This is a genomic window from Flammeovirga sp. SJP92, assembly GCF_001583495.1.
Taxonomy (GTDB): Bacteria; Bacteroidota; Bacteroidia; order Cytophagales; family Flammeovirgaceae; genus Flammeovirga.
Genome location: NZ_LQAQ01000035.1, coordinates 157,925 through 182,599 on the forward strand (window position 1 = coordinate 157,925; position 24,675 = coordinate 182,599).

The 24,675-nt window shown below is 33.1% G+C and carries 23 protein-coding genes; 19 read left to right on the top strand and 4 right to left on the bottom strand.

Annotation, left to right across the window (positions count from 1 at the left end; translation table 11 throughout):
* Window positions 1–283: 283 nt before the first annotated feature.
* The 19 genes from AVL50_RS09145 (at window position 284) to AVL50_RS09230 (ending at window position 19,491) form a co-directional block, all read left to right on the top strand.
* A complete protein-coding gene (locus AVL50_RS09145) occupies window positions 284–2,371 on the top strand; it encodes a DUF5696 domain-containing protein (RefSeq protein WP_157491224.1) in 2,088 nt (695 codons plus the stop codon).
* A gap of 389 nt (window positions 2,372–2,760) precedes the next feature.
* Window positions 2,761–3,429 carry an energy transducer TonB gene (locus tag AVL50_RS09150; RefSeq protein WP_062616187.1) on the top strand — a complete coding sequence of 223 codons (669 nt, stop codon included), beginning with the start codon at window positions 2,761–2,763 and terminating at the stop codon, window positions 3,427–3,429.
* A 103-nt stretch (window positions 3,430–3,532) separates the two neighbouring features.
* Window positions 3,533–4,117: a Crp/Fnr family transcriptional regulator gene (locus AVL50_RS09155; protein ID WP_062616188.1), complete on the top strand. Its 585-nt coding sequence runs from the start codon at window positions 3,533–3,535 to the stop codon at window positions 4,115–4,117.
* Window positions 4,118–4,182: 65 nt separating this feature from the next.
* Window positions 4,183–4,587 carry a DUF5367 domain-containing protein gene (locus AVL50_RS09160; RefSeq protein WP_062616189.1) on the top strand — a complete coding sequence of 135 codons (405 nt, stop codon included), beginning with the start codon at window positions 4,183–4,185 and terminating at the stop codon, window positions 4,585–4,587.
* An 86-nt stretch (window positions 4,588–4,673) separates the two neighbouring features.
* Window positions 4,674–5,225 (top strand): TetR/AcrR family transcriptional regulator, encoded by a 552-nt coding sequence (locus AVL50_RS09165; RefSeq protein ID WP_062616190.1) that lies wholly within the window; start codon window positions 4,674–4,676, stop codon window positions 5,223–5,225.
* A gap of 50 nt (window positions 5,226–5,275) precedes the next feature.
* A complete protein-coding gene (locus AVL50_RS09170; protein WP_062616191.1) occupies window positions 5,276–6,136 on the top strand; it encodes an SDR family oxidoreductase in 861 nt (286 codons plus the stop codon).
* A gap of 392 nt (window positions 6,137–6,528) precedes the next feature.
* Window positions 6,529–7,557, top strand: a complete 1,029-nt coding sequence (locus AVL50_RS09175) for a DUF2268 domain-containing putative Zn-dependent protease (RefSeq protein WP_216639024.1) — start codon at window positions 6,529–6,531, stop codon at window positions 7,555–7,557.
* A gap of 198 nt (window positions 7,558–7,755) precedes the next feature.
* Window positions 7,756–8,208 (top strand): DUF695 domain-containing protein, encoded by a 453-nt coding sequence (locus AVL50_RS09180; RefSeq protein WP_062616192.1) that lies wholly within the window; start codon window positions 7,756–7,758, stop codon window positions 8,206–8,208.
* Between the two features lie 120 nt (window positions 8,209–8,328).
* Window positions 8,329–8,991 carry a hypothetical protein gene (locus AVL50_RS09185; protein ID WP_062616193.1) on the top strand — a complete coding sequence of 221 codons (663 nt, stop codon included), beginning with the start codon at window positions 8,329–8,331 and terminating at the stop codon, window positions 8,989–8,991.
* A 136-nt stretch (window positions 8,992–9,127) separates the two neighbouring features.
* The gene (locus tag AVL50_RS09190; protein WP_157491225.1) at window positions 9,128–9,808 is read left to right on the top strand and encodes a hypothetical protein; all 681 of its coding nucleotides are present in this window, start codon (window positions 9,128–9,130) and stop codon (window positions 9,806–9,808) included.
* A 110-nt stretch (window positions 9,809–9,918) separates the two neighbouring features.
* Window positions 9,919–10,200, top strand: a complete 282-nt coding sequence (locus tag AVL50_RS09195; RefSeq protein ID WP_062616195.1) for a hypothetical protein — start codon at window positions 9,919–9,921, stop codon at window positions 10,198–10,200.
* A 92-nt stretch (window positions 10,201–10,292) separates the two neighbouring features.
* Window positions 10,293–10,727: a GNAT family N-acetyltransferase gene (locus AVL50_RS09200; protein WP_062616196.1), complete on the top strand. Its 435-nt coding sequence runs from the start codon at window positions 10,293–10,295 to the stop codon at window positions 10,725–10,727.
* Between the two features lie 270 nt (window positions 10,728–10,997).
* On the top strand, window positions 10,998–11,990 hold the full coding sequence (locus tag AVL50_RS09205; protein WP_157491226.1) for a hypothetical protein: 993 nt from the start codon (window positions 10,998–11,000) through the stop codon (window positions 11,988–11,990).
* An 88-nt stretch (window positions 11,991–12,078) separates the two neighbouring features.
* Entirely contained in the window at window positions 12,079–12,261 is a 183-nt protein-coding gene (locus tag AVL50_RS32930) for a hypothetical protein (protein ID WP_157491227.1), read from the top strand.
* Window positions 12,262–12,320: 59 nt separating this feature from the next.
* Window positions 12,321–13,181 (top strand): hypothetical protein, encoded by an 861-nt coding sequence (locus tag AVL50_RS09210; RefSeq protein WP_062616198.1) that lies wholly within the window; start codon window positions 12,321–12,323, stop codon window positions 13,179–13,181.
* A 116-nt stretch (window positions 13,182–13,297) separates the two neighbouring features.
* Entirely contained in the window at window positions 13,298–14,221 is a 924-nt protein-coding gene (locus tag AVL50_RS09215; protein WP_062616199.1) for a hypothetical protein, read from the top strand.
* A gap of 534 nt (window positions 14,222–14,755) precedes the next feature.
* A complete protein-coding gene (locus AVL50_RS09220; protein WP_062616200.1) occupies window positions 14,756–16,549 on the top strand; it encodes a DUF5018 domain-containing protein in 1,794 nt (597 codons plus the stop codon).
* A gap of 371 nt (window positions 16,550–16,920) precedes the next feature.
* A complete protein-coding gene (locus AVL50_RS09225; RefSeq protein ID WP_062616201.1) occupies window positions 16,921–18,450 on the top strand; it encodes a glycosyltransferase family 39 protein in 1,530 nt (509 codons plus the stop codon).
* Window positions 18,451–19,137: 687 nt separating this feature from the next.
* Window positions 19,138–19,491 (top strand): DUF2809 domain-containing protein, encoded by a 354-nt coding sequence (locus AVL50_RS09230; RefSeq protein ID WP_253764266.1) that lies wholly within the window; start codon window positions 19,138–19,140, stop codon window positions 19,489–19,491.
* A gap of 5 nt (window positions 19,492–19,496) precedes the next feature.
* On the opposite strand, the gene AVL50_RS09235 is transcribed toward AVL50_RS09230, so the two are convergent.
* Genes AVL50_RS09235 through AVL50_RS09250 form a run of 4 tightly spaced genes read right to left on the bottom strand, consistent with a single transcriptional unit; the run spans window position 19,497 to window position 23,817 of the window.
* Window positions 19,497–20,480, bottom strand: coding sequence for an AAA family ATPase (locus AVL50_RS09235; protein ID WP_062616203.1), 984 nt, complete (start codon window positions 20,478–20,480; stop codon window positions 19,497–19,499).
* Window positions 20,455–21,123, bottom strand: a complete 669-nt coding sequence (gene pnuC, locus AVL50_RS09240; protein WP_062616204.1) for a nicotinamide riboside transporter PnuC — start codon at window positions 21,121–21,123, stop codon at window positions 20,455–20,457. The genes AVL50_RS09235 and pnuC overlap by 26 nt, the downstream gene beginning before the upstream one ends.
* Entirely contained in the window at window positions 21,111–23,114 is a 2,004-nt protein-coding gene (locus tag AVL50_RS09245; RefSeq protein ID WP_062616205.1) for a TonB-dependent receptor, read from the bottom strand. Before AVL50_RS09245 ends, pnuC begins: the two co-directional genes overlap by 13 nt.
* A gap of 4 nt (window positions 23,115–23,118) precedes the next feature.
* Complete coding sequence (locus AVL50_RS09250) at window positions 23,119–23,817, bottom strand: NUDIX domain-containing protein (RefSeq protein ID WP_062616206.1); 699 nt, start codon at window positions 23,815–23,817, stop codon at window positions 23,119–23,121.
* Between the last annotated feature and the right edge of the window lie 858 nt (window positions 23,818–24,675).

The window sequence follows — 24,675 nt, forward strand, 5'->3', positions numbered from 1 at the left end:
ATGAACTGTAGAAATACGTCCAAAAAATGTTGTTTTCATGAGCAAAACGCCCTTTTTAACATAGAAACGTATTCTAAGAAATATTAATAATATCTAGAGCAACATCAAATTTTCTCTCTCAAACTAATTTTACTACCGTTAATTTAAGTCTAATGCGTGACTTGTTACTCCTTTAACACCCTATAATTCCCATCATAAGCCTATGGTTACAGTCAAGGGCTTATGATGTATGAAATATAAAATGATAAAGCGATTACAATCACCATAATTGAACTCAATACTTATGAAAAGAAATGATAATTTCATACGCTTATTGATGGCCCTTCTCTTTACTTTAGGAACATTTATGACGTATGCTAACGCTATTACAACGGCTGATAAAACAGTCATTGAAAATAATAAAATCAAAGTAACGGTAGATGAAAAAACAGGTTCATTTACAGTGCTTGAAAAAGAAACCAATCACTTATGGAAAGATGATCCTTGGATAAAAGCGGCAGGTCTGTTGACGGTCAAAAAGCAAGGGAAAATGGAAAACATCAACATCTCAACCAGTAAAAAAATAAGCGTAGTGAAAGATGGTGATTCCAAAGTTAAATTAACTTTCGCTGATCCTGTGTTCGAGGACGGCACAGTAGCAAAAGGTGTGGTCATCAACACTGAATTACGTTTAACTGAACAAAGTAATGTTTTAGATGTTGAAGTGATGTCAGTAGAAAAAGGGGATTACAATTTGACGGAATTGAGATACCCAACAAGAGCATTTAGTTTAGAAACAGACGTGGATAAGGGCGCTGCCGTAATTCCACAAAAGCAAGGTGTAATTTGCCCTTCTTATATTTCTCCAATGAACGGTGGTTCTTTTTGTATGTGGGACGATGCTACTTATTATAGAAAGACAAGTGGGAAACTGCCTCTTTTTAATAATGGAATTGGCTTGACAATGCCTTGGTGGGGAACACATACCGAAAAGACTGCTGTAGTTGGGATTGTGGATGTATCAGCGAGACCTGATATGTTTTATAATATCAACAACAATGGACAGTATTTATTTAACAGCAAAGGTGTAATGTCACCTTACAAGAGAATTGCCTTTTTAGACCCAGTTTGGAAGCTAAACAGAACGAACGAGCGTAAACTGATCAGCTATGAGTTTATTCCTAAAGGTGATCATGTGGACATGGCGAAATCTTACAGAAAGCAAGCAATCAAAGATGGTTATTTTGTTTCTCTGAAAGATAAAGCGAAGAGAGATCCAAACGTCAACAAACTGCAAGGTGCCATTTATATGGGTGTGTATGGTGGCTATCCTCACTATGTTGAAATGCCGGGCATGGCGTTTACTTTTAAAGAGTTACAAGATATTATTAAAACCACGCATGATGAATTGGGTGTTGATAATGCATTCTTCCATGCTTGGGGGGTATTCTCTAACTTTGTGCCGAACTGCTGGCCTATCAACGAGAACCTTGGCGGTGTAAAAGAACTGAAAAAAGCGGTAGACTTAACAAAGAAATACGGTTACTTATATTCATCTTATCACGCCTACTCTGCAACGCTTGAAAACGATCCTGAATTCAATACCGACCTTTTTGCAAGAGATAAAGACGGTAAATTAAAGAACACAGGCAGTCGTTGGGCTAATATCGACCAAAACAAACAATTAGGTCTTGCTCAAAAAAGCTTACATAAAGAAATTGCCGCTTTGAAATTAGAAGCTGATATTACAGATATTTCCTTCGCCACTTTCCCAGACGAAGACAATACTGGCTTATTCAATTTGGCTAAATACATTGACTCTTTAAACTTGGTCAACGGTACAGAACATGGCCAACAGCAATTTATTCCTTACTTTGATATGTTTGAAGGATTGACTTACCTGCCTAACCCGAACTTGGTACAATTCTCACATAGAGCACCATTATTCAATTTAGTTTATCATGATGCGATTGCCATCTTTGGTAAAATCCAAGATCCAGATAACCAAATTTCTATCAATGGTGACTTCAGAGTAAAATCACTAAGAAACATTCTTTTCGGAATGGGGACAACCATCTTCTTCTCTCCTTATGAGTTTGACGGAATGAAGGAGATGATTCAAATTGCCAACCAAGTAGTAAGTCCTGTCAACCGCGAGACTTTCTTTGCAGAATTGACAAATCACGAATACCTCAGTGATGACTTTAAAGTACAACGCTCTAACTTCTCATCAGGAACAGAAGTGACAGTAAATCTTGGTCCTGTTGATCAAAAAACAAAAGAGGGCGAAGTCATTCCTGGCTATGGTTATAAAGTAACATTCAGTGACGGAAAAGTCGCAGAAGGAAGCTTTAAACTATCATACAATACCACTCCAACGAAAAAAATCTAAGTTACTTACTTTTATATAGATGATGATAGAGGCGACCAGCAAGTAAAATTGTTGGTTGCTTTTTTTATTTTTAAATTTAATTTTTTGAGGTGTAAGCAAAATATTCGATTTAAAAACTGATTTGCAATAACTCTCGACTAGCCCTCGATAAGAACCTTAGAGATCGTTTAATAATGGATTATGATACATTGACTGTTGAGAATTGGGAGAAGTTAGATGACAATAGCAACGGTTGGATAATGAGTAGATATTATCGTGACCCAAACAGGTATTATGGATCTTGAAAAGCGTAAATATCTAAATCTGCAAAGACCGTAAATTTTTGGATATTTGAAATCGAAATGCTTAAATCTAAGTTACTACTTTTGTCGTCACAAAATAATCAAAAAATGAAGCATATAGTTTTACTTTTATATTTATTCCCATGTTTGATTTATGGACAATCAAGCTCTATTGATACACTATTCTATGGATTTGACGAAATAGTGTCAACTATTGATTCAGCTTTTACGGTGAGATACATTAATTACGACTCTATATCAAAACGATATGAGTATGAAGAATGGCTTACCACAGAGATGTCTCATGGAGGTTTGGTTCAAAGAGGCACTCTTAAATCGATAAGTCCAGAAATAAAGGATGGTAAATTTTGGGAAGTAGATGATTTTGGTAATAGTGTAACGTATGTTTATTCCAATAATAGTTTTATTGATATCATTGAATATCTAGATAAAGAAGGTCAAGCGGTAGAACCAATATATAATAATGGTATTATTGAAAAATCGGCAACATACACAGGAGGTATGAATAAACTCTTTGAATTTCTTTCTGAAGAATTATCAATTGAGCAATTACAACAGAAAAACCGTATATATGTTCGCTTTGTGATAGAAAAAAATGGGAAAACTTCGAATATAACACCTATTACAGGGGAGACGAAAGAACTAAACCCAAAAGTCTATAATGCACTCTCAAAATTAACTTTTATTCCTGCCATGCATAAAGGAAAAAATGTCAGAACAAGCTTAATAATTCCAATACAAATTAAAATGAGGTAAATGGAATTTATTTAAAGAATTGGAAATTCATTTTATAAATATGATTTTCTATTATCCATCTTCACTCAGAATCTAGCCCTCACATCTCACTCTATCAAAGAAAATGTCAACAAATAAATTAATAGAACATATATCAAAGTTCATTCAATTGGATGAAGAAGAAATCAACGCCATTTCTAACCAAATTCAAGTAAGGAAGTATAAAACAGGAGATATATTGCTTAGCGATGGGGATATTTCTACGGTTTCCTATTTTAATTTGGAAGGGTGTGTGAGATTATATCATTTGGTTGATGGTGAAGAAAAAACGGCCTTTTTCTATACTGAAAATTGTTTTATTTCTTCCATTCGAAGTTTTACAACAGGAGCTCCTTCCAATCATTATTTAGAATGCATTGAAGACTGCGTTTTGGCCTTGATTCCTTATGATGTTGAGAAAGAGTTATTGATGAAATATCCAAAATTAGAAACATTTGCCCGCATTTCTTTGGAACAAGAATTAGCAAATTATCAAGAGATTTTATCGTCTTTTATTATATCAAACCCCGAACAACGTTACCTCAATTTACAGCAAAAACAGCCTGAGTTACTTCAAAGAGTACCGCTTTATCATTTGGCCAGTTACATTGGCGTTAAAGCGGAAAGTCTGAGTAGGATAAGAAAACGTATAAGCAGAAAGACTTCTTAACTTAAGTCAATTTTTCCCACTAATAGAATATCGATTTTTGTTTTTCAATTAAAAAATAGAAATCTATGACTTATCAAAAATTTAGCTTATTATTCGGATTTTCAGTGTGGTTTATGGCCACTTTAACCTTCAGTTTGTGGGGAGATCTTTTCTTTCTCGTAGAAAACGCTTTGCTTCTGATCTCTTTCTTTATTGGAACAGTTCCTATTTTATTTTTTTTATCACAATGGGTATTTAAGAAATATCAATTAACGGGGCATCAAAGGCTTGAAAGTACAGTTTTCTTGGCAATACCAGGAATGCTTTGTGATGTTGCTTGTCTGAAATTTCATGCTCTTATTTTTCCCAAACTAACGCTTGAACAATCAGTAATACTTGGAGCTTGGATCTTATGGGCATACGTCATTTTACTACTTATTGGGGTACTAAAAAGCAGAAATAATAAAGAAGTTATCAAACAAGTTGTATAGTAGAAAGTTTTTGGAATACTCAACACACACAATACATTTACTGACAATTACTTTGGAATGATCATTCCATTTTATATATTTACAGAGTGAATAAAAAAGAAAACATTATAGCATCAGCTCTTGAACTCCTCACTGAAAAAGGAGTGCATAATACACCAATGTCTGCAATTGCAAAAGTTGCAGGGACTGGTATGGGAACCATTTACAACTACTTCCCCACTAAAGAAATCCTTATCAATGAAGTCTATGTAAACATTAAAGTACAAGAAATTTCCATTTTTTCAGATTTTGATACTGAAAAACCTATTCGTACTCAATTTGAAATTTATTTTAAGTCTGCCATTTCTTTTTTTACAGATAACCCTCTGTATTTTAAGTTTATGGAACAATTACAGGCATCACCTGTGATTACAGATGAAAGTAAGGCAATAGGCAAAAAATCCATCACTCCAGTCATTGAACTTCTTCATAATGGTCAGCAACAGAGAATAATCAAAAATATTCCGACCGACGAATTATTAACATTTATAGGAGGAGCGATATTATCTTATCTGAGATGGTATTTTAATCAAACCGAAACAAAAAATTCTTCTCTCAAAAATCAAATGGACTTGGTTTGGGATGCAATTAGGGAATAAAAAATTTCAACTCTAATTGGAATGAATATTCACTCTAAACATTAAGTATTATGAAAAAAAATGTATTAATTACAGGAACATCATCTGGTTTAGGTTTTGACAGTGCCGTTTTATTTGCACAAAATGGCTACAAAGTATACGCATCCATGCGTAATCTAAAAAAAGCAGATGCTCTAAAAGAAAAAATAGAGCATGAAAACCTGGACATTCAAATCCTTCAGTTGGATGTTACCGATCCGCAATCAATTAATACTGCTGTAAAAACGATCATTGATGAAGACAAAAAAATTGACGTGCTAGTTAATAATGCTGGAGCCGGTTTTGCAAAAACAACTGAGCAAGCTACTGAACAAGAAATAAAGTGGGTGACAGATGTGAACTATCATGGTGTTGTTTTTTGCACTCAGGCGGTTTTACCCTTTATGCGAGAACAAAAATCAGGACAAATCATCACCATTACATCCGTTGGTGGTTTAGTAGGACAACCCTTCAATGAACTGTATTGCGGAGCTAAATTCGCGGTGGAAGGGTTTATGGAAAGTTTGGCAACTTATGTTTCAGATGCCTTCAATATCAAAATCACTTGTGTAGAACCTGGTGGAATAAAAACTGAATTTATGAACTCAGCTGTAAGCAAGACTGCGGTAGATGGAGCATTAGCCACTGGTGAATATTTACCAATTTTCCAGGCTTATATGGCAGGTATTCAAAAACGTGCAAAGGAAGGCGAAGCTCAGACCTATCAAACAGGAGCTGAAGTAGCAGAGGTATTGCTTGAAGTAGCAAAAGCAGAAAACCCACCAGTAAGGATAAGAACCTCCCAATGGGCAGAGATGTTTTGTAATTTAAAAACGCAGGCAGACCCTAATGGAACTAAGCAGTTAGAACAAATCAGAAGCAACTTTTTATAATCGCAATAACTGCTTCAAGGAAAGTAAGTCTGTCTAGAAAATAACATATTTATAAAAGAAAAATGAAACGTTTCTCAATCCTAATTTTTAGTATTCATACCTTCCATGAGTTCTCTTTTCAATTGGCCAGTGCTATTTTGAGTTACAGATTTAGCTTTTGATATGGTATGTAAACGATTCGTTTTATAACAATTACATCAAAAACAGATAAATAGAAGTTAGAAAATACTTTAAAAATACAATGTATGAACAGCGACGGTTTGGGTATTCACTCGAACCGTTTTTATCATTTAAAAAACGTATATTGTAGCTCGAAAAGCAGATATATACAAACTTCTGTTGTTCATTAGCAAACCGTTGAATACAATAAATAAACTTTCAAAGCTATAACTATGTACAAATACACTTACACCTTTTTAATCATGTCTGTGTTACTTTTTTCAAAATGTACAAGTGACACAACAACAATCCAAGAAACAGAAACACCAATGGGATTTTTTGATCAGATCAATAACCTACCAGACAGTGTTAATGTAGACGGAATTACCATCAGAAACCTCTTTAAAAATCAAATTTTAGCTCATCAAAATGGGTATGACAGTGCTTTAATTGTAGACAAAGTATATAAAAGCCATCAAGCATTTTGGGACAATTGTTATGGAATGATCTTCGGTGAAGAAAATAGCTATAAGTTCAAAACTATTACAGGAATGATAGAATGGAACAGAACGCTATATCCTAAAAATAAGAGCTTGTTTGATGAAAGAGCTAAAACTTTGATCAATCTACAATTAGATTCATTATTAAAGACAAATTTGAAAAAATTTAATGAGTTAGTTCCTTATAAAGTAGAATCAAAAATAGGGATTTTATTTACTCCATTAGTCGGCATTGGTTTTGGTGGTTGCGACAAAGATCAATTTTGTATAGAACTCAACAATACAGATTATGAAATTGATTATTTGATTGAAATAGGCTTGCCTCATGAATTAAATCATCTAGCTTATGAACCACTTAGAGAGAATGACCCAAAAATAGAAACCGCTCTAGCACAAGTGATTGACGAAGGGTTTGCTTGTTACTTTGCATGGTTATTCTTTGAAGGTCGAATTTCTAAATACGAAGCCGTTTCAAATATGAGTGAAGATGATTGGAATTGGTTTATAAATAACGAGAAAGCAATTTTTGTAAACTTAAAAAAGTATTTCGACGATGAAAGTGGAGATAATCCAATATTGAGAAACAATAAATTCAAACTTTTCCCAGATGCACCTCAAGGTTTAGCGTATTGGATAGGGTTTAGAATCGTTGAAAAATATGTAGAGAAAAATGGAAAAGATAGCTGGAAAAACCTTTATGAGATGAATGTTGAAGACGTATTAAAAGAAAGTGGTTATGAAGAATATATTAGAGAACTATAAAAAATTGTCGCTTATAAAGCATCGTTCATAGCCGGTATCCAGACATAATACACATATAAAGTCATTAAAAATGATCAAAAATGAAACTAAACAAATCCATCATAAAAACATTATTAATAATTTTGACAACGGCCTTTTTAATAAGTTGCCATAAGAGATGAAAAAAGCAAACAAACACAACTTCTACATTAAAATCTCATGAATTTAAAAAAAGAGCAAAAAAACAACGTAAAGAAAAAGGGGGTCATTGGCAGGTATTATCAGAATGGACAACCTGTTATCGTTAGTTTTGAAAATGGTTTACCTCATACCAGAATTAGAAATAAATATGCATTCTTAACCGTTATATCTTGGCAGTATAATGGAGCAACAAATAACGGAATGCCAAACGAGTTTGAAAATAAGAAAATGGTTAAGTTCGAACAGGCAATTGACTCCTTTTTCGAACCTTCAGAAAATATTCATTGGGCTTATAACAGAACTGGAAATAATCTAAAAGAATTTATCTTTTATATATCAAGTCAGTCACAATTCATGGAGTCTTTCAATTCAATATTAGCTACCCATGAAAGGTATCCGATAAAAATCAAATTCTATGAAGATCCTAATTGGACAGAACTTGCAAAACTTATAGAAGATTTTAAAAATTAAAAGGTTTTAAATGAGACATATAATTTTATTTTTCTTAAGCTTATTTTTTTATTGTTGTACTGGAATCAAACTAGTGATACCACCATTTTTCATAAGATATAAATCAAGATTCCATTAATTATGAAAGAACTCTATTTACTTATTTTCATTCTCTTCATTAGTTGTAAAAATGAATTAAAAGAGAAAAAAGTTAACAATATAATTATCAAAAAAGAAGTAATAAAGATAGGAGACGATTATTCAAATTTGAATAATGAAAAAATTGTAACCGATAGAAAATATCAAGAACAATCGCCCTCTAAGGTTCTTATACCTCAAGTGATAAAGAAATACTTTTTACCGGACTTTAATACAATTGTAAATAATCTATTTACTCATCATTCAAACTATAAGAAACATAACTATTGTGAAGTCGATTGCTGTACAGAAGTCACTAAAAATCAAAAGGCTGACAGCATTTTATATGAGCAATTCACAGATTGTGGAGATAATGGATTCTACGTAAATAGATATTTATTTGTCGATAAAGTTTTAATATTACGTCAAGAACTATCATCTTTTGGTATGTCACAAAATAATCAAGATGTCTTTTTAGAAGATGTAATCTACACTTTAGAAAATAATCAATCAAAACTAAAAAGGAGAGCATATACAACTAAGGAATTTAAATCTGATGTTGTAAAAGAATATTCATTAATACCTGAAATTGAATTAAATCAACACAAATCTTCCTCAATAAGTCAGCTGGATGAATTGTTTTCAAAAGAGGACATTATAGAATAATACAACTTACAACACCCTCATTTTACACAAGATTCAGTTCAACTGTTAGTGTAGACTTGCCTCCGTTTAGTTGTCAATTAAGATTCTTCAAAATATCTTAGCCTCTACAGATTTTCCGCAAAAATTGAATCAAAATATGAAGCAAACTCTTTTTATTCTATCTCTATTTATTAGCACTTTATTTAGCTTTAAAAGTCCTCAAAAAACGTATGTGATAGGATTTAGAATTACTACTGAAGACCGTATTTACAGCAATCAAAACAAAGAAGCATCTCTACCGGGCATGGATACCACAGGACTAAAAAATTTGATCCAACAGATATATAAATGGCACATCAATAATGAATTCAATGATTTTCCTTATAAATACGATTCCGAAAACAGCAACATCGTTACGGGTATTGATTGGAATCAATATAATGAAAACATCAAAACACTTGAAGCTACAAACTTCTTTTCTCAATCCTTTATGAATTTACATCAGTCAATTGCAAGTAACATTGACATTTCAATGAAAGCCGCCGATCAAAAATGGAGAACTATAGAGGGTGTCTTTTTACTTTGGGACCCAGAGGTTGATATTTGGTGTGGCTGTCAAGATTCTCCAGAGAATTATTGGAAACTCCTATCTCTTCAAAACCTTACTTCAAACAATGCAGAAGTAATTGTAGAGTGGACCTGGAATCAATCAGAAGATGTATACCCTTTTAAATATAAAGTAAAAGCAGAATTCATAGACAATCAATGGAAAGTAAATTGGATAGAAGGGTTCGAGTACTTTCATTCTGTAGAAGAATATAAAAAGATGATGAAATGATCATTTATTTGTAAAAAATCGAAGACATTGTTGTCTCCAAAAACAAAAAACAGCAATTTCGAGTCACACAGCGTTTATCACAATTTAATACATTCGTTGTGCAACATAAAATGCAGAAACAAGAGTTTTATATCGAACAAATCATAGCATTGGTTAGAGAACAAGAACCTGAAAGGCTTGACGTTATTGAAAAATTAGAAAAGTCAGAAAAGAAAAAGTGGATTCGGCAACCCTATATATACTTTGTTGAGGCAGAAAATCCTAATCAAGAAGATTCTGAATGGCAATTTGATGAAAATATTGTCTTAGAGTGTGAAACCGAAGGAACGATAGTACTCGACATCCTCAAAGATGGTAGAATAGGTGGAATTGAGTTTGTGAGCCTCTTATAAAGCCTTTAATAGGCAATCCCTCCTACTCTTCATTAAAAAGCAATACACATACGTATTATATCCAACATTATCAACAACTTAAAAAAATCACAATGAAGATAAGTTTAAGAAATGCGACACTAAAAGATTCAAAATTAATTGCACAACTTTCAAATCAATTGGGTTATAACGCACTGATTTCAGATATCGAACATCGACTGAAAATAATTTTGGAGCACCCTGAAAACTGTATCTATGTTGCCACAGAAAATGAAAAAGTTGTTGGTTGGATTCATGGGTTTTACACAATGAGAGTTGAGTCAGATTTTTTTGTAGAAATCGGTGGTTTAGTTGTTGATGAGAATTTTCAGAATAATGGAATCGGTAAAAAATTAGTAAGCAAAGTAATAGAATGGGCTGAACTGAATAGCTGTAAAAAAATTAGAGTGAGGTGTAATGTAATACGTACCGAAAGCCATCTATTTTATAAGAAAATTGGTTTTGAACTCAATAAAGAACAGAAGATTTTTAACAAACCACTAAAGTAATTTGTCCTCTTGCTACTTATCCAACTCAACAGGCACACATACTCATAATTTAGAATATTGCTTCAATTCAAAATTTACAAAAAAAGGAATCTTGTTTTGTAATACACAAATACTTAAATTGAAAAATCTTTCAACAATCTAACAGCAAACTTCAAATTGATTGAAAGTATCTTCTACTATTAGATAAATTTCATGGTATAATTCACAACAATCTGTATGTGTAAGTACCATTTGGTTTACACCACTTTAACCATTAAAAAAAGAGATAAAATGAAAATTAAAAATTTACTCTTCCTCCTTATCTTTCTTCTTCCATTTGTTACTTATGCACAGGAAAAATCAGGTTATTATATCAATTGGGATATGAATCATGCTGAAACTTCTGTGAAACCAAGTATTCCTATCTCTAACGAAGAAGCCAAAACCATCAACTGTTACTATGTCGAATTTGATAACGATAATAGATTGGTCAGCGTAAAGTATTATTTTTCTGGTCAGCCTAGTAATCATAGTAACTTTGGAGCCTTTGAATTAGTGAGAGAATATCATTCAGACTATGTAATTGAAAAGTACAAGAATACTGAAGGGAAGTGGGTTGAAAATTCAAGTAAAATTCATGAAAAGAAATACTATTTGAATTCAGATGGCTATTGGATAAAGAAGGAAAATTATCATAATGGGAAACTATTGCCTGAGGGTGTTGCCTTCTCAAAAGTAACAAGAAATGAGAAAAATGAGATGGCTACTGAAATTCAATTTTCTGCTCAAGGAGATACAATTCCTGATGGAAATGGGTTCAAGATTGTTCATTTTTTATATAATAAGGATGGACTGACTTTGTATCGTCAAAATAGAGATGAAAAGGGCAAAATCATTAATGGAAGTCAAGGTTATGCCACAGTGATTTTTCAATTTGACCAAAATGGAATGTTCTTCGAGGAGCAATTTTTGGACGAAAACAATGATTTATTTTTGCACCCGAGGTTTGATTTAGCCAAAATCAATTGGAGAGCTTTTAATAAATATGGAAAGCCTTCAAGGATCTATTATATGGATGGACTAGGTTATCCACATGAAAAAAGAGCCTACGGTGTAATCGAATACCGCCTTAATATGACCAGAGAAAGTATCACTTACTATGATAGATATGGTGAGAGAACCACCGACGGAAATGGTGTAGGAAAATCTATCTATAATTATGACACAAACGGAAAATACCTGGGTAAAACTGACTTCGATTTAGAAAATAAACTGATAGAATAATTTTTACAATCTAGAAGTGGTTGAGTATCTCTTCTACTCACTTTGCCAAATAGACCTTATTTTAGTAATACATAAACTACATACTTCAATGAAATACTTTCAATTTCTTATTTTAATGCTCTTAAGTTTTAATTCTCATGCTCAGAGAGTTACCTACAATTTGATTTTAGATTCAGCCGATCAAGATACAAAGGAAGTGATGAATCTAATTGAAAATTATCTAAAGTCAAATCCTGAAAACAAGAGAAAAATTCCTATTGGAATGAAATAGATCAGCAGAATTTCGAAAAATACGACTTTTTAGAAGATGAGTTCACGCCTTCATTATATATGGGTCTTCCAGTCCATATATTAAGTATTGAATTTCGTGATGATATATGTAACATAAAAGCACAGTTTTCTTACTGTAAAGAAGACGGGGTTCCCTATGTTTTTGCCATTGTCAATTATGTAGCCAAAAAAATAAATGGAGAATATAGACTCTTTAATGCTTTATCATTCAATCAAGAAAAGTGGCTTTCTACAAAAGTAGGTCTTGTAAATTTTTATTACCCTCATTATCATAAATTCAACCATGAAAAAGCCAATAAACTAAATGACCTCATTAATGAGACTTGTGCTCACTTCAATGTAACTCCTGAAGAGTTTAACTACTACCTTGCCAATGATTTTGATGAAATTCAAAACCTTAAAGGATTCGATTATTATTTGGGTATGGGTGGATATTCCAAACCAAGTGGAAAGGCTGCAACTGGTAAAGCCTATTGCGGAGGTTTAGGAGAGTTCTATTTTCATGAGGTATTCCATGTTTTAATAGATAAACACTACCCAAATAAGCATTATTGGGTTTCTGAGGGAATTGCTACTTTACTAGGAGGAAGTAGAGATGAAAGTTTAGAATGGCATATCAATAGAACTAATACCTATTTACAAGATCACCCTGAAGTAGATCTGAGTGATTTATTTTCTTTAGGAAACTTAGATACTATAACAACTTACCATTATGTATTAGGCGGTTTAATTGCAAAGAAAATAATGGAAAAAGGAAGCTGGAGTCTACTAATTGAGTTTATGAATAGTGGAACGTCAAATGAAGACTATTATAATGCCATCGAAAAGTTTTTAGGTGTTCAACACAACGATTTAAATTCCTATTTAAGAACTCAATTAAAACTTGAAGCTGAATTATAGTAAAAACAGCGTTTTGGGGTTGAAAGGCCTTAAACGCTGTTGGGTAAATTCTTTTTTGTAAGAGCCTCCAATAATTATAACTTTAATACCAAGTTTAGATAAAATACTTTAATACAATGCTTCCAAATTACCTAATTGAAAACTTCGAGAATACCATCAAAAATTACTTTCCTTCAGACTCGGCCAATGCTTGGAAAGAAAAGTATAAGAAAAAAATAGAGCAGATTGATCATGATGAACCTTGGCTGACGCTTATAGCTTGCTATGCTGTTTTAGGAAATTGGAAGAATACAAATAAAGATAATATTGATGCTTTAAATGAAATTTTTCAGCGTAGTGGACTAGAAAAAACAGTATTGTTCAATTCTATAACTAAGGTGAAAGTTGAAGAAAAACTTCCTGAAATAAAAGAGTATCGTGCTTATTTGAAAGAAGCTTTCACTAAAGACAATTTCCATTTATATCCAGACAGACGTACATCTATCAATCAAAAAATCATTACAAAAACAGCTTCATTTGAAGGCAATACAAATTTAGATCTACTTATTGAGGGAATGTCAAATAATAGAAAAATCACATGCTTTATTGAGGCAAAGTTTCTTTCAGACATCTCCTATCAAACTACTTACAATCCTGTAAGAGATCAAATCATAAGAAATATTGATTGTGGCATTGACTATGTAAACGGAAATAAATCTGAGGTTGATTTTAAAGACTTTTACTTTTTGCTCTTGACCCCTCAAATTTTTAAATCAAAGAACTTTGGGCTTAGTAAAACATCTCTACTGAATCAATTTGGTGCAAATTCAAGCAGATTTTACTGTTATAAGATGGAAGAATATTCTAACTATCAATATTTAAAACAGAATTTACCTCATAGAAATCTTAAAGATTCAGAATGGAGATCTATTGCTAAAAATATTGGCTGGCTTTCTTTTGAGGACTTTTATTATAGCTGTAGAAAATATTCAACTTTTATCAATAGTTCAGAAGAAGAGGCCATTATCAGGTATTTTGAAGAACGGAATTTAACACCTTGAATTAAAATCTAAGTAAAACTTTGATCAAAGCTTGAAGAAATCGATTTAAATATCCTCCTTATTAGTTCATACAAACTCCCTTTTACACCTCAAAAACTATTTTGAATATAAACATTGTGCAAAGTGTTATATTTTCTTTTGTGATAAAATAGATAATTATTAATTTGCCCGCCGGAAAGTTCAGACTGGATCTTTTTATAGAGAAAAAACTGTCTTTTCATTGAGAATAATGTTTTGGTTGACTTCACCAAAACATTTCTCGGAAAACTAGAATAACAAGCTTCACTCTTTCAACTATTATCTCTTTTTCACCTTTATCACATCATAAATAACCAAATCAATCAAGATAACAAGGCAAGAGATTATGAACTTGAGCTAGTGTCACTTTTATTCAAAATCAGAAAAATTTCATGTATCAGGCTTATACTCCACTACATGATTTTTCACAGTACTTTCATAGCCAATTCTTTCAAATCCTAAAAACGGATACATTTTTTATTTCAATAATGTATCACTAAACAATTTTAAATCAATATGAAACTGAGCATCAAACTTCCATTGATCTTTTTATTAATCCTTTTGTTTTCTTGTGAAAAAGATGAACAACTAGAAAGGACCTCCATTCCGTCCATCAAAGAATTTAAATTTGAAGTGACCAATAACAATACCCTATCAGAAGACATCTATGGGGTAATTGATTCAGAGAATAAGACCATTAATATTCAGTTCCCTGCAAATACTTCCCTCATTGATTTAACCCCAACCATCAGTGTTGCTGAAGGAATCAATATCTCTCCTAACAGTAATGTTTCGCAGGATTTTACTGCTCCGAAAGTTTATAGCCTTAGTGGTGAAGGATATGTCACAACGGAATATACTGTGAGTGCTTCCACAATGGAAAGCGATGAAGCAAGTATTATTTCATTTCGCTTTTTAGCAAGTGAAAATACTCATTTAGAAGACAATATAATTGCTGAGATCGAGGGTGAAACTATAAAAGTTCAAGTCTCAAGCACCGTTAATTTAACAGCTTTGATTCCTTCTATTGAGATCTCTTCAGGTGCTTCAATTAGTCCTGCAAAGGATCAAGCGATGGACTTTACTAAAGAAGTAAAATATATGGTTACCTCTCAAGATGGCAAAGAAAAGTCGGAATATACTGTGATGATCAATACCCTGAGCAGTGAGAAGAAAATCACATCATTTGATTTCAATATTGAGGGTACTTTGTATGAAGGTGAGATTGATGAAGACAATTTCGAAATTACATTTTCATTACCTAATGCCATCGACTTGAGTAATCTTACTCCCATCATTGAAATCAGTGAAAAAGCAAGTATCAATCCATCAAACAATACCGCTCAAGATTTCACAAATGCTGTAGAGTATGAAGTCACGGCCGAAGATGGCAGTCAACAAAAATATACTGTACAGATCAATACCTTGAGTAGTGAAAAGAAAATCACATCATTTAAATTCAATATTGAGGGTACTATGTATGAAGGTGAGATTGATGAAGACAATTTCGAAATTACTTTTTCATTACCTAATACTATTGACTTAAGTAATCTTACTCCAATTATTGAAATTAGCGAGAAAGCAACTATTAACCCATCAAACAATTCTGCTCAAGACTTTACAAATACCGTAAACTACGAGGTTACAGCAGAAGATGGCAGTAAACAAGAGTATACAGTCAACATCACTATTTTAACTTCTTTGGAAAACGATAGAGCTGTTTTAGAAGAATTTTACAATGCTAATTTACAATATAACACACTCTTTACTTACCTAGACTGGGACTTAGAGGCTGACTCTATGGAAGATTGGCAAGGTGTAACCATCAAAGATGGCCGAGTAACTAGACTTATCATATCTGTAATTTATGTGAACGAAATTCCTAAAAGTATAGGACAATTATCTGAACTCACAAGTTTAACCATAGTTGGAACTGATTTGAAGGAAGTGCCCGTTGAAATTTGTGATTTGGAAAAATTAGAGATATTGAGTCTGTACAGCAACAAACTTACCTCACTTCCTTCTGCAATTGGAAAACTGAAATCATTAAATATACTTCAATTACAAGAAAATGAACTCGATGCTCTTCCAATAGAAATGGAACAGATGAGCAGTCTTTTGAGTCTAGATGTTCACAATAATAATATCAGTGAACTTCATCCTGGATTAGCCAATATACCTAATTTGATGACGCTGAATGTTAAGGGTAATCCTCTAACAAGTATTCCTCAGGTGATATGTGATAAAAAGAATGAAATCAATAACCTAAAAATTGTCATTACAAAAGACGAGGAAGATACTTGTAACTAATCCGCTTTCTATTTTAGAATTAGATAAGTACTGTGACAGAAGAAAAGGGATGATTTTAGTTTAATATTTTTTATTCTAATCAAGGCAGATTTGCAGAGCATAGCCTTAGTTACGCGATAAAAATCTAACGCAGATTTGCAGAGCATAGCCTTAGTTACGCGATAAAAATCTAACGAAGAGTAGGATAAAAAAGATAAGATAAAATGTACCTTTACTTTTGTCACAGTACTTAAGTACAGTTCAAAAAATAATGAAGAATTATTGGTCAATAATTTTTGATTCGTATTTAATGATGTTAATATGAGAAAATAATGTCGAGCTAAAGTAATAGAACGGCAAAACAAACTGAGAACCATAATCAAAGCTTACAAATGAGACAAAAAGAAATACTACTATTACTAGGGTTTATTCTGTTGAAATTTCTATTTCAGTCTTTTCTTATAGATGCAGGGTATGATTTGCAACGTGATGAGTTTCTTCATTTAGATCAGGCCAATCACTTAGCGTTAGGCTTTACCTCCGTACCGCCTTTTACCTCTTGGGTTTCATCTATTATTCAACTTTTAGGAAATGGAGTATTTTGGGTAAAGTTTTTCCCTGCTTTATTTGGTGCTTTGACTATGGTTATCGTTTGGTTCACCATCGATGAATTCAAAGGGAACTTATATGCTAAAGTTTTGGGTGCAACATGCATTTTGTGCTCTGCCTTACTTCGATTGAACACTCTTTACCAACCTAATTCATTTGATGTGCTAAGCTGGACAGCTGTATTTTTCTTCCTCATTAAATACATCAACACCGATAAGAGTAAATGGATCTATTGGACTGCTGTAGTTTTTGCGCTTGGCTTTCTCAATAAATACAATATCGCGTTTTTAGTACTTGGACTGATCCCTGCCCTACTCATTACCGATGCGAGAAAATTGTTTCTTCGTAAAGAAGTCTATATTGCAATGGGTATTGTGCTTATTCTGATCTCCCCTAACCTTTATTGGCAAATTGAGAATGATTTCCCTGTATTCAGACATATGAAAGAGTTGGCCAGTTCTCAACTTGTAAATGTGGAGAGAATGTCATTTCTAAAAAATCAGTTGTTATTCTTTACAGGGGCATTGTTTGTTATTCTTAGTGCCTTATTTGGATTGTTGTTTTCAAAAAACTTTAGCAAGTTCAGATTCTTGTTTTGGTCATTTGTATTTACGCTAGGCATATACACATATCTAAAAGCAAAAGATTACTATGCTATTGGCTTATACCCTATTTATATAGCACTAGGGTCTGTTTATCTCTTTCAAATTTTGGATAATAAACTCGGCAAAGTGATCAAACCCATTCTTATTGCTTTGCCCATTTTTGTATTGATCTTAAGTTTTGATATTGCATTTCCAAATAAAAATCCAGAGTATATTATTCAACATCAAGAAAAATACGAAGCACTTGGCCTGTTAAGATGGGAAGATGGACGAAACCATGAAATACCTCAAGACTATGCTGATATGTTAGGTTGGAATGAATTAGCCATAAAGGTGGATAGTGCCTACCAAAGTGTGAAAAACCCTGAGCAAACGTTGGTACTTTGTGACAATTATGGTCAAGCTGGAGCAATTAATTATTATTCAAGAAGTGGTGTGAAGGCCTTTTCATTAGATGCTGATTATGTGAATTGGTTCGATTTACAAACGCATTATACCAACCTGATTCGAATTAAAAATAGAAGAGACAGGATAAAGGAATTCATGAAGACAAGTCCATATTTTGAATCTTCTGTCATTCTTGACTCTGTGACAAATAAATATGCAAGAGAATTCGGTACTATCATTTTTGTTTTTGAGGGTTCTAAAATAGATATCAATGCAAGAATTGAGGAAGAGTTGAATCAAATAAAAAACAAGGGAAAATAAATCTAGTTATATCAATTTTAATATTGTTTTTAAAAGCTTTCGAAGACATTAATACATTGTAAACTAAGTTTTCGTTATTTATAGTATTTAGAAATCAGGAGATTTCTGATGATCTGAAGGACACAAATAACACTAACGCTTAACATTCGCACCAGTGGGTTTTCTATCTAATTCTTTTGGTAGTGGTCCCCCTGGGATTGAAGGGAAAAGCGTTAAGAATTTCATGCATTGAGCCGTTAAAAATGATTTTTTGTTTGAGCAAAGCGAGTTTAAAATCATTGAGGCGAGTGGAATGAAATTTAGCTTTTGACTTCGAAGCCTAGATTTTTTGCTTCGTTTTTCATCAAAGAAAAAATGAAGAAGAAGGATGCTTGAAAGTAGGACATAAAAGCCTGTAGAATAATTGACTGAAAGTTTACGGTAATTTAGTTTACAATGTAATTAATTGTGGTTATTGTAAGATGCTTACATTTTAATGTCTTAGTGTGTCATCTTACATAAGTATTTACTTTTTAAGAATTACAACAGATCAATTATCTTTAGATGTGTAGCAGTTGCACCCTATTAAATATCAATTTAAAAAGTACAACTGCTCTAAGTTAGTCATCATGTTAAGCCTGATTTGTGGTCTGACTTTATAAACTATTCAACAACGCTTTAAGTAAAAAGGAAAAGATGGGAAAGAGAATGTACTACTTCATCACAGCAATTACATTGTTTGTTATTTGTGTTCTGATTGTCATGTTTTTTAGTCATCAGTCTATGATTAGAGGTTTCTTAGGTGATGTGATTGTAGTGGGACTTATCTACTGTGTATTACAAACATTTCTGAAGACGAAACCTTTACCACTGTGCCTAGCGGTCTTGCTATTTGCCTATTCCGTAGAGTTTTTACAATACCTTAATGTAGTTGAAATACTCGGGCTTGAAGGAAATAGGATGGCTCGAATTGTAATAGGTACCACATTTGATTTCAATGATTTAATCGCCTATACTATCGGTGCACTATTGGTCATATTTATAGAAAGAAAACTTCAATAATTACCTTACTCTATTTCATTAATATTAAACCAGTTCAAAACCAATTGATACACTTTCTCAAACCTTTCATTCCAATCTCCCTGAATCAGATGATAATCAACCCCAGCCCTTTTTAATTGAGCCTTATGAAATCCATCAAGTCTATTACGATCGGGTTCTGATAACCTTGTACCATCTTGGATAAAAGGAGCGTCATTATCAAGGTAGATATACAACTCACATTGATTGGCTTCTTCAATCCAATCTTCAACATATAGTTCCTGATTGAAAAGAAATTTGGAGTAAGACTTAGTGATATTAATATCAGTATCAATAAAAAGGATGCGGTCTAGTTTCTTACCTTTTTGAAGGATGAGATTGGCATGGGTTTGTGCTATATCCTTCAAATCATGAGCATTACAGGTGTTTGAATTTTCTACAATATCTCTTCCCGCTTCTGACACATATTCAGTTTTAAAAACCTCAGCTAGCTTTTTTGTTAGTGTACTTTTACCTGTTGATTCAGTACCTAAAATACAGATTTTTCGAAAATAGTAAGGCTTCACAACTTCAGGGACAAAACCCCAGTTTTTGTAGGGGTTTTGTCTTATTTCGGTTGCTGATATCTGTCGAGGCAGGGGATAATGGATGTGCTCTATCTCTAAATATTCGGCAACATAATCACCATACTTTTCAGAACTTATAATGATATCAATTTTTGGTAAATGCTTCTTGATAGCTTCTGACCAAATTTCAGAAACCGATGTGGATGACTCAGATGTATTAGGAAACAGAGCTTCATCATACTCAAAAAGAATTGGTGTTATTTTAGGATGATTTTTGAAAATTTCCTTCACCCATTTGAAGCGTAAATCAGCCGTCATTGTTTCTTTATTGGAAACGCAAACCCATACCATTACTTCATCACATTTTGTAGTTGCAAACTCAATCAAATTGATATGTCCACTATGAATAGGCATAAATTTACCCAATACTAACCCTCTTCTCATTTTGAATTGATTTTGACCATTGTATTAAACCATTAATTGCCATAAATAGGAAAATGAAGTATTCTAAAGAAATAAACATTACACCTTTTTGAAAATACAAGACAATGCAAACTACATCTACTAAAATCCACAATACCCAACATTCAACCCTTTTATACGCCATTAGAAATGTTGCGAAAATACTTAAAACAGTGGTGAAAGCATCCGCATACGGATAAGAAGCAGGAGCAGTAAAATACTTCGGAAGGTAGAGGTGAATTTGTGAAACCATATAACCAAGGATTAAAGTGGTCACGATCATCAATACAGACAAAAGGATTTGATCTCTTTGATGTAATAAACGTATTTTCTTGTCGTTCTCAACGGGCTTTTTCTTCAGCCATTGCCAAATTCCGAGTACTGAAGTTCCAAAGAAAAATACTTGAAGGAACATGTCTGAGTACAATTGAATTTGATAATAGATAAGAAAGAAAGCGATTACATTTATTATCCCGATGGTCCATGTATGAATATTCGCTTTGGTGGCGAGCCAAACTGAAATCAAACCCGAAAGAGTACCAAAAAACTCAATATAACTCATGGGGTAACCGAGCACTTCAAAGAAGGTTGAATTGATATCAATAATTGAACTTAAAAATTCCATGTTACTCCTCCCGTGAAGTTAATTGGTGCTTGAACAAAATAAAGTGGCGTTCCATCAATTCCAATATATCCATTGGCAATTATCTGTTCATTCATAATGTTATTGACAGCTACTTTAAAGTCTAAAGATTTGTATCGGTACTTCCCAAAAATATCTACACTATAGAAAGATGGTGTTGTATTTTCATTGCTAAAATCAATATAAGATTCACTTTGGTACTTAATGTTTGCACCAATATGTAACCCTTTTTTCTTATAGCCCAATGTTTGATTAATGATCAAGTTTGGCGTTAAGATGGGAGAGAATGTAACGTCTTCTTCAGTGATCTGATTGTAAGAATAGGAAGAACTATTTTGGTAATAGAAATGAGGCATAAATTCCCATTTTAAATCAACTTCAATACCACTTCGGAAACTTTGAGCAACATTACTGTGAAGAGGCAATCCATTGGGGCCATACTGACCATTAAGTACAATTTCATTGGTGAAGTTCATGAAATAGACGTTCGCCGTTAAATGTAGTTTATTAAAAGTGAGTCTTGTGCCAAGTTCATGGTTTTCCACTTGTTCTGGGTTGACATCATTGTACAGCGGATTACCAAGCTCATCAGCAGGAAGGTCATCTTCACCATTAAATAAATCATTTCTTGTAGGTTCGCGTCCTGAAACTCCAAAACTGTAATAAACATTAGCTTTGTCTGAAATAAAATAATTGATCCCCACTTTTGGGTTGATAAAATGCCATTGTTGTTTCTCAAATGGGACAGCACCACTATAATCAAAATCAGCGTATCGGTATTGTAAATCTCCAAATAATACAAAACGATTGAGGGTATAGCTAGCCTTTACAAACGTACTGAACTCATTCTTAAAACCAGTATTTTCGTACAGTTCACCCAATGTCCTTTCAGAACCAATATGTCTTCTGTTGTAGGTGTTGAAATGAATTCCAGCATTTAGGTTGAGGTTACCTGTATCCCAATTGATATTGCTGAAGTACCCCATAAAGTTATGTCTAAAATCATAATTATACATTTCATCCGTAGAAGGGAAACCTAAGAAATTGTTGAGGTCAAAATCATAATTACCATCCAAGAAATTATAATAGGCGGTGTTATTGAGCACAACATTTTCAGAAAGATTCCATGAATGCTGAACACTCGCCAAAGCCTGTAAAAAGGCATCATTTTCATCAGCATTTCCATTGGTTCTAGGGTCTTGATCAATGACCTCCATCGGCACACCAATCCATGCCAATTGATTCTTCTGATTACCAATAAAACCAGTGAATTTCAATCGATGATTCTCCTTAAATAGTCCATAACTTAAAAAAGCGGAATTGGAAGTATTGGCAGAGTGATATTTGTAACCGTCTGAGTGAAGGTGTGAAACTCTCGCATAAAACCCTTGACCGTTTTTCAAACCGTTATTGTACTCTCCAAATACGCGATAAGTATTAAAAGAGCCATAGTTGACACCAATTTTTGAATAGTAATCATCAGTCAGATTTGGCGATTGAAAATTAATACTTCCGGCATAGCTTGCCACACCGTTAGTAGAAGTTCCAACACCTCTTTGAATTTGTAAAGATTGAATGGAGTTGAAAAAATCAGGGTAGTTAGAAAAGTACACCCCTTGATCTTCAGGTTCGTTAAGTGGAATTCCGTCAAGCGTCATATTGATCCTAGTTTGGTCAATACCTCTCAATCTGAAATACGAATAACCTTGGTAATTACCCGCGTCAGAATATGAATTGACGGATGGAGTAGTACTTAGGATTACCGATGGCTCCTGACCTGAATTGATCAATTCAATGTCTTCTTTGGTTACATTTTTATAAGTCACCGGTGTCGTTGTGTTTGCCCTATAAGCCTGAATCACGATTTCCTCCAAAGTGATGGTATCGGCACTCTGAAGGAATTGTAAAGTATCATTTTGTGAATAGGCAGACAAACAGAACAGAAATGGAAGTAAGATAATAAGATTTTTCATTGTTTTAGATTTCGAAGTTGAAGCCACTGCTTTGCAGTTCGTTGTATTTCTTTTTATTGAACATTAAGTACCTCGGAGCCCTATGCGGGACATTCGGTACTTTTTCATCTAACTGAATAAGCAGGCCCGTTTTCATTATTTTATTGCTGAAGTTTCTTCTGTCAAATTTGATTTCAAGGATGGATTCATAAAGTAACTGAAGCTGTGGCATTGTAAATTTTGCATCCAATAATTCAAATCCAATAGGTTGATACCTGATTTTACTTTTCAACCTATTATGTGCTTTACGCAAAACCAAATCATGATCAAAAGCGAGTGAGGGAACATCTTTTAGTTTAAACCACTGTGCTTTCATCGCGTCATCACCTGCTAAAAGCTGATAGTCAGAAGTTTTGACTAAAGCAAAATAAGCAACAGTCACCACTCGTCCTCTCGGATCACGTTGAACATCACTAAAAGTATAAAGCTGTTCGATAAAGACATCTTTAATTCCTGTCTCTTCAAACAGTTCTCTTTTGGCACCCTCTTCAGTACTTTCATCCATTCGAACAAAACCACCTGGAAAAGCCCATTTTCCTTTGAAAGGTGCTATACCTCTTTCAATAAGTAGGACATTGATTTCAATGCCATCAAAACCAAAGATCACACAGTCAGTGGTGAGCGCCGGTCTAGGGTATTCGTAACAGTATTTCTGAGTATCCATTTTTCTTTCATTGTGTTAATCATACACAAAGGAAGGTAATTAATTTCAATCTACCTATTTTTCTTTGTGTTATTTTTACACAATGATGTTTTTAATTATGAATTTGTGGAAAAACTAGCTTGTAATTCATTAAACAGTCACTTAATAAGGAAAGTATATTGTAAACATAATACTCTATAAACTAAATTATCGTCAACTTTCACACAACATTTCTACAAGTTTTGAAGGCCCTACTTTCAAGCTTCCTTCTTCTTCATTTTTCCATTGATGAAAAACGAAGCAAAAAATCTAGGCTTTGAAGTCAAAAGCTAAATTCCATTTCTATCGCCAAAATGATTTTAAACTCGCTAAAGCTCAAACAAGAAAATCATTTTTAACGGCTCAATTCATGAAATTTTTAACGCTTTTCCCTTCAAGGCCGGGGAGCACTACCAAACTATAATGGTAGAAAACTCACTGGCGCAAATGTTAAGCGTAAGCGTCATCCGTGTCCTTCAGATCATCAGAAATCTCCTGATTTCTAAATAACGAAAACTTAGTTTACAATGCACTTGATTTCCCTTCAATTTTTCATCGTAATTTCTACAAAGTTTCTATGATTTATTTTTAAACCTTCTTGATTACGCATCAAAAGAGATATATTTTGTAATAATCTACTAAATTGTAGTGTTGTGTACATGTTGCATTAAAATATCCGCAAACTATAGTCTCGAATTTTTATCACATAAATTGAAGCTTTATATCGTTAGGAAAAACTAACTCTTGTTTTGTAATACACAAATATGTAGATTCGATTAATCTTTCAATAAAAAAGCAGACTGTATGGAAGTTGGAAATATTTTCTTGTATAGTTAGCCA